Consider the following 6,332-nt stretch of genomic DNA (forward strand, 5'->3'; position numbering starts at 1 on the left):
TGATCACCATGGTCGGCGAGCTGCGCAAGCGCGAGATCGGCTCCCGTTCCCTGCACGAGAATCTCGACACCACCACCCCCGGGGGCCGCCTGGTCTTCCACGTCTTCGCCGCCCTGGCCGATTTCAGCCGCGAACTCATCGTCGCCGGCACCAACCAGGGCCTGGCGGCCGACCCACCGTCGTCGACGCCGAACTTCTCAAGGCCGCCCGCGACCTGCTGCCCGACCCCGGACGCTGCAGCAGCTACGCGTCGGCCGGACCACAGATGCTCGCGAACTCAGCGCCCGGGAGGCAGCCTCGTGATCACCTGGCTGGGGCCTGCCGACTTCCCCGAGCACCGTCATGACACGCTGCTGCGCCGACTGGCCTGGGAGGCCAGCACCGATGACCCCGCGGCCCTGGCCGCGTTAGTCGCCGCGCGAGCTGCTCAACCCTGCTGAGTCCCCACCGGATCCGTGGCGGTCACCTCACCGATCGCAGTGCTCGGCGACGACGGCCGCTATCACCTGCCTCTTGGCACACGATATCTCTGCGCCCAGGCGTGGCGAGGCCTGAAGAAACCGCCGCCCCCGGCCCTGCCGCACGAGCAATGGTGCACGTGGTGGAGCGCAGACAGGCAGCACTATCGGGTCAACCCGCCTCCCGGCACCCGGCAGGAGGAGGGCCACCCCGGCAGAAGGACCGTGCGATGGCCGGTGCTTGCCCTCGACTCCGAGGTCGACCCCGCACTCGTCAGGCGGCGCGAGCGGTGCCCGGGCCGTCAAGACGACGGGCGATGGCCCCCTTTCCAAGGGCCTGTCCTCGGCCCGATCATCAGGACTCTGATCTCGGAACTGGGCCCTGCCTGCCACGCGTGCCGCAGCACGCCCGACGTGTTCGTCGACCACAACCCTGACAACCTCCACGTTCGCGGGCTGGTGTGCCGCCACTGCAACATCTGGCTGGAGATGTGCCCCCACCCCTCAGGCTGCGCCTGGGCCGACTACCTCAACAACCCGCCGGCCGCACACCTCGGACTGACCTACCCACGAGCCGCGATCAGCCGCAAGCCCCGGCGAACCAGATCGTGACGCGCTCAGCATCCACGGTGGCGCTCCCAGGAACGACAAGGTGGCGGCAGGGCAAGGCACAGCATCAGTCGAACAGGGCGAACGTGTCGGCGACTCGTGGAACGCTGCGGTGATGTCGGGATTCACGCGAGACACCAAGCGCTACGGCGACAACCTCGTGTACGAGGCACTCGGCTCTAAGTGGCGCCGCTACCACGACACGCACTGCGGGTGCGGCCTGAACTGGGTCACCGAGCACGCCGAACCGGCCGGATTCACAGTGGTGCGCTCTGGCACCGGCTGGGTTGCCCTGACCGGCCCGGGCCTGACCGAGGACGTCGATGAATCCGCCCTGACCGCCAATGCCCTCTGGGAGGCCGTCACCGGCAAACCCGGCGCGGGCTGGGTCGAGCCGCTGAACATCGTCGATCGTAGCGAGGCAGCCTCCAGCGGTCGCTCCACGACCGGTGCCGCCGCTGCCAAACGGCGCGAACGTCGGCCCGAAGCTGAGCCAGAGCCAGCCACCGACAAGCAACTGAAGTACCTCACCACCCTGGTCAGCAAGGTAGGGCGCGAGCGGTTCGATACCGCGTTCAACAGCGTGGTCCAAGGAACCGAGATCGCGCCACGCGGAACAGACGAGAAGACCGGCCAGGCGCTGCGGCGTCTGACCCAACCCGTTGCGCGCAAACTGATCACTACCCTGGTCGGTCCCTGACATCCCTTCCGCCCCCGCAGGCAACACCTCAGCTCTCCGAGTACCTCATCGGCAGGCAGCTGCCTGACCCGTCTAGGCACGTCGCCGCTGCTGAGCACCACGCGTGTAGGCGACTGCCGCGCGCTGCACTGCCAATATCTCCGCGATCAACACCGCACGGAGTCGCCAGCGTTCCGTCCCCTGCACTGAAACTGTCAGTGCCTCTCAGTAACGTCGCAGACACACATTGTCTCCAGCGCGCATGGGGGTGCAGGCCGATGAGCGTGACCGTGCATGGAACACCAGGTTGGAGCCTGATCGACTCAGGTGCCGCGAAGTATGGCGCGGATGCACGACGCGGAGCCTTCCACGAGCAGCAAGTGGCCAAGGCACTCGAGCAGTGGCTGGCGACCCGCCCCGACCACTTCCACCTCTTTCACGACCTAGAGGGGTTTCATCAGGTGCGCGGAGGCGGGCTGGACCCGCTCAGCCTGGGCACCTCCAACATCGACCACCTGGTACTGACCGGCGACACCTGGCTCATTATTGACGCGAAGGGATGCGGCGCGGGAACGCTAGGGCTCAACCCCCAGGGCAAGGGCGTCCTCGTCAAGACAGACGGCACCGTGGTGCCGCAGAAGTGGCTCGACGATGGGCGCGCCTACTCACGCGGCGGCGTTATCTACCGCCTTACCGACGCGACGCAGGGTCAAACAGCATGGATCGTGCCCGACAGCACGCTGCTCCATCCCAGCGTGCAGCAGGCCACCTGCCGCAAGAGGGGCGGCGACGTGCTGCCCATGCGAGCGATCATCGACGGCTACTTCGACCAACATTTTTCGCCACCGCAGGCCCCCGCTGATGCGGGCCACATCAACAAGCTGTCAGCCTACCTGAGCACGCGCCATCAGCAAGGCTGATGGCGCGTGCTCGCTAGAACAGTCAGTCGTGCTGGCCGGGGGACCAGGGCCTGGCTCTCGCAATGGCCTACTGGGGCAAGAGCACGGTTACGTGCGCTACTGACATGTCGTGTCGCGAAGCATGTGTCGACCCCTGTCGCTCAACACGGACTTCCTGTTAGTACTCGTGCGGCAGCAGACCACGACGGCCGCCATGAGTTACCGTCGAAGGGTGGCCAAGCCTCGCAGCCGTAAATCTCGGCCCGGTTCGGGCCGTGCGATCAGCCGCTCGGGTGACCCTCGGCGCCGGGTCATGGCCGAGCGCGTGGCCGAAGAGACCGATCCGGTGTATCGCGCGGCCGCGCGCATCGGTGGGACGATCGCCTACGGTTCCCCAGCTGATCCGATGCAGGTTCCCGCCGTACTGCCGCTCTTCCTCGACGTCATCGCCGCCGAGTACCTGCTGCCTGCCGAGCGCTGCCTGGACGACTGCATGACCCTTGTCCACGCTTACGCCCAGCTGGGCATCCCCGCCCAGGTCCGCGCGGTGGACCTCGCCATCACCAACGTCTCGGACATGACCGTCATCAGCCGCGGCACCCTGACCCCACGCTGGGAAGACAGTATGATCCACGGGCACACGGTCGTCTGGCTGCCGACCCTGGACCATCTGATCGACGTTACCGCCGAGCAGTTTCCCGAGATCGCTGCCCTGGATGAGGGGCCGGTCGTCGCCGGCCGCGCTGGTCCCCAAGCCGCGCAGGACCCAGCGGAACGCGTCCACTTCAAGCGCAAGCACCTGCGCATGACGTACACGCTGGCACCGTTGGAGACCACCGTCGCCTTGCTGGACCATCCGGTGCCCCGTGCCTCGATTTCCGACTACCGCCGGCGCGGCGTCAACGTCGCCACGGCGGCTGTGACCATCCTGGCCGATTCGCTGCCGCGGACGCGCCTCCCACAGGTGCCGCACAGGCGGGCCGCCGCGCTGATCGAAGCCGTGCGCGACTTACCTGAGCACCCTCACGCCGAAGGCCGACGCTTCCTGCTACAAGGTCCTGACGGCAGTCAGGTCGTGGCGCAGCTTGACGAGATCCCGCTTCCCGCAGGCACGCCCCCCATCGCCCAGCTTTCGTGGTTGCCAAGCAGCTGACACGAACTCCGCGCACGGCACTGTCAATATTTCTGCGGCCTACACCGGCGGTGTCGGTGGCGGATCGGCGGCATCGGAGTGGATACGGGCCGTGACGCCGAGCGCGTGCGCGGCCAGGGCGGCGTGGTAGACGATCAGCGCGGTGCCCGGCCTGCTGGATGCGGTACCACAGGTCGTCGAGCCGACTTGTGCCGGCCAGCGGGTCACCAGCGGGGATGGGCGCCCCAGTCCGGATTCGCCACCGGATCCCGTCGATCAACTGCCGCCTGCTCCATTTCGGCGGACGCCTCTTGCCAGATCGGGCAGGCAGGTGCGGCTCCAGCGCCGCTCACTGCGCGTCGGCGAGGTCGTGCCGCCTCGTCACCGCTACGCCTGGCCACGAGGTCTCTGGTGTTTCGTTCTTCTTGATCGTTGAACTGACTACCGGATACCCCATCCTTTAACGATCAACGACACGCCCCCACGCGTCGTGATCTTTTGAAAAGCGACCTAGAACCATTGAGAATTGGACTGATCCTCTCTCTGGCTAGAACTGAGTCAAGCGTTTAGCGTGGAATGGGAAATACGCTAATCGGAAGGACGCGGCATGGATCCGATCGTGTTGGCCGCTGGGACTGCTCTGGTGACGGCGATGGCCACAGATATGTGGCAGCAGGCCCGTTCAGGGGCGATCATGCTGTGGCGACGAGTGCGCCCCGAGCAGGAAAGGGCCGTTGAAGACGAACTGGCAGAGGTCCGCCTCCAGATCCTGGCTGCCCGCAGCGATGGAGACGCTGACACGGAACGTGCGCTTGCCGGAACCTGGCAGATACGACTGCAGCAACTTCTGCGAGAAGATCCTGATCTCGTCAACGAGCTGAAGCAAGTACTGGATAATGTTCTCACACCAGCCCTATCCCTCAGCGAGCGAGATCAGTTCAACAAAATCGCGATGAAGGCGACTGCCAATGATCAAAGCCGTATATACCAAGCTGGCCGAGATCAGCATATCACCGAGCGATGAACGACTCGGCTGGCAGTCTTCCGTCACTCCTCACGCTCATTTGTAGGCTTTTGTAAGCGATCGGGGCAGGGAGCTATTGAGAGGAACGCCGCTGATTCCCGTTGAACTCGCTCAGAAGTTCTCTGCTTGCGACCGTGAAGGGGTGATCGCGGCCGAGGCTGTTTTCCCGCCGTGCCACGACATCGCGCATTAGCTCGACAGCTGAATCCAAGCGCCCGAGTGCGGACTGAATGCGAGCGTAAAGCTGCTGGGCGGAGAGAGCGATCGGATAGTCGGGGCCAAAGCGACGTTCATATCCATCAGCGACTAGTTGGATTTGCTCGTCCGCTTCTTCGTAACGTCCTAGTACGTATAGTGCCCAGGCATAGTTGTGTCTCGCACCCAAAGTAACCGTGTGCTCGGGGCCAAGGTGCCGCTCGCATTGTGAGGGCAAGGAAAGTAGTGCAGCGTTCTCTTCAGTGGCGAGCTCGGAAGCGGACAGCATCGTCAGCAAGCTGGCTTTGGACCGAAGAGTCAACGGGTGGAAAGGCCCCAGTGCCCCTTGTCGGCCCGTCACCGTGGCCCGGAGGAGAGAGAGTGCTTCGTCGCTTCTGCCGCGGTTTCTTAGCACGAGTTGGAGGCCATGACTGCTGTCCAGGGTGTCGGGATCGTTGGCACCGAACAGTCGTTCCTGAGTAGTGCGGACCTGATGCAGCATCACTTCCGCCTCAGAATATTGTCCCAGCCGAAACAGCGCTCGGCCGGCCCTGGAGCGCGCGCTCAGCACAAGTCGGTGCTCTGCGCCGAGGGTTTGCTCCGCAAGAGCTGTTGCAGCACGGGCAGTATCCCAGGCGGACAGGTAGTCTCCGGTTCGATAGAGCGCGATGGACAAACGTGTCCCCACACTCAATACGTTAGCTACAGTGACGGGATCTGTAACGCGGCGCAACAAGGCAAGCATGTGGGGCGCGAACAGGCGTAGCTGCGGATTGTATGGGCCAGCATCGGGAATCGCAGGTACTGCGGCATCGAGCAACCGGCCGGCTGTTGAGTTGAAAGTGGCGAGTGATTCAGGCGGCGTGGCTGCGGCGACGCTATCGAGCAGCACAGCGTGGGTCTGAACACACCGCACGCCAACGTCAACCAGTTCGGTGAGTGATTGATCGAGCAGCGCTCGAAGTGCTGTTTCAGTGCGGGCACGAGGGAGGACGCCGCTAATCTCAGGGCTGTTCAGTAGAGACAGTGGCAGGGGCTCGGAAGCGAAGCGAGCCAGCAGTCTGAGCAGAGCTGCTGCTTCAGGCAGCCCGCGGGCCTCGAATGCATCTAGTGTCAGCTGCCAGGTGCGCCCAACCAAGTGTCGAGGATCCTCAGCAGACAAGACGTCAGCCCCCTGGTCTATGAGCTCGACGCGTTTCCCTTCCTCAAGGTGACGCCCGTAGGCGTCCATTGTCCAGGCGGTAACTGTCAAACTGTTTGAGACGTTTTAGGCGACTTGTTCTGTATCGGAGTTGGTTTCCTCCTTGGCGGGTTCGTTGATCCAGACGGCTTTGGG

The 6,332-nt window shown here is 64.5% G+C and carries 8 protein-coding genes; 6 read left to right on the top strand and 2 right to left on the bottom strand.

The window, feature by feature from the left end:
• Positions 1-2 precede the first annotated feature (2 nt).
• From ACFOY2_RS53085 to ACFOY2_RS53105, 5 genes are all read left to right on the top strand, one after another.
• On the top strand, positions 3-440 hold the full coding sequence (locus tag ACFOY2_RS53085; protein ID WP_379535830.1) for a recombinase family protein: 438 nt from the start codon (positions 3-5) through the stop codon (positions 438-440).
• Between the two features lie 15 nt (positions 441-455).
• Positions 456-1,070 carry an endonuclease domain-containing protein gene (locus ACFOY2_RS53090; RefSeq protein ID WP_379535821.1) on the top strand — a complete coding sequence of 205 codons (615 nt, stop codon included), beginning with the start codon at positions 456-458 and terminating at the stop codon, positions 1,068-1,070.
• 112 nt (positions 1,071-1,182) lie between these two features.
• Positions 1,183-1,767 (top strand): hypothetical protein, encoded by a 585-nt coding sequence (locus ACFOY2_RS53095; RefSeq protein WP_379535822.1) that lies wholly within the window; start codon positions 1,183-1,185, stop codon positions 1,765-1,767.
• 257 nt (positions 1,768-2,024) lie between these two features.
• On the top strand, positions 2,025-2,666 hold the full coding sequence (locus tag ACFOY2_RS53100; RefSeq protein WP_379535823.1) for a nuclease-related domain-containing protein: 642 nt from the start codon (positions 2,025-2,027) through the stop codon (positions 2,664-2,666).
• A 292-nt stretch (positions 2,667-2,958) separates the two neighbouring features.
• A complete protein-coding gene (locus ACFOY2_RS53105; RefSeq protein ID WP_379535824.1) occupies positions 2,959-3,798 on the top strand; it encodes a hypothetical protein in 840 nt (279 codons plus the stop codon).
• A gap of 39 nt (positions 3,799-3,837) precedes the next feature.
• On the opposite strand, the gene ACFOY2_RS53110 is transcribed toward ACFOY2_RS53105, so the two are convergent.
• Entirely contained in the window at positions 3,838-4,005 is a 168-nt protein-coding gene (locus tag ACFOY2_RS53110) for a hypothetical protein (RefSeq protein WP_379535825.1), read from the bottom strand.
• A gap of 379 nt (positions 4,006-4,384) precedes the next feature.
• Here ACFOY2_RS53110 and ACFOY2_RS53115 point away from each other — a divergent pair, with 379 nt between their 5' ends.
• The gene (locus ACFOY2_RS53115) at positions 4,385-4,801 is read left to right on the top strand and encodes a hypothetical protein (RefSeq protein WP_379535826.1); all 417 of its coding nucleotides are present in this window, start codon (positions 4,385-4,387) and stop codon (positions 4,799-4,801) included.
• Positions 4,802-4,874: 73 nt separating this feature from the next.
• On the opposite strand, the gene ACFOY2_RS53120 is transcribed toward ACFOY2_RS53115, so the two are convergent.
• On the bottom strand, positions 4,875-6,227 hold the full coding sequence (locus ACFOY2_RS53120; RefSeq protein ID WP_379535827.1) for a tetratricopeptide repeat protein: 1,353 nt from the start codon (positions 6,225-6,227) through the stop codon (positions 4,875-4,877).
• Positions 6,228-6,332: the final 105 nt, after the last annotated feature.

The organism is Nonomuraea purpurea, from assembly GCF_042650645.1.
In the GTDB taxonomy this organism is placed as follows: domain Bacteria; phylum Actinomycetota; class Actinomycetes; order Streptosporangiales; family Streptosporangiaceae; genus Nonomuraea; species Nonomuraea purpurea.

Coding starts and splice junctions, on each gene's coding strand:
- ACFOY2_RS53095 (WP_379535822.1), top strand. CDS start 1,183: ATGTCGGGATTCACGCGAGACACCAAGCGCTACGGCGACAACCTCGTG.
- ACFOY2_RS53100 (WP_379535823.1), top strand. CDS start 2,025: ATGAGCGTGACCGTGCATGGAACACCAGGTTGGAGCCTGATCGACTCA.
- ACFOY2_RS53105 (WP_379535824.1), top strand. CDS start 2,959: ATGGCCGAGCGCGTGGCCGAAGAGACCGATCCGGTGTATCGCGCGGCC.
- ACFOY2_RS53115 (WP_379535826.1), top strand. CDS start 4,385: ATGGATCCGATCGTGTTGGCCGCTGGGACTGCTCTGGTGACGGCGATG.
- ACFOY2_RS53120 (WP_379535827.1), bottom strand. CDS start 6,227: ATGGACGCCTACGGGCGTCACCTTGAGGAAGGGAAACGCGTCGAGCTC.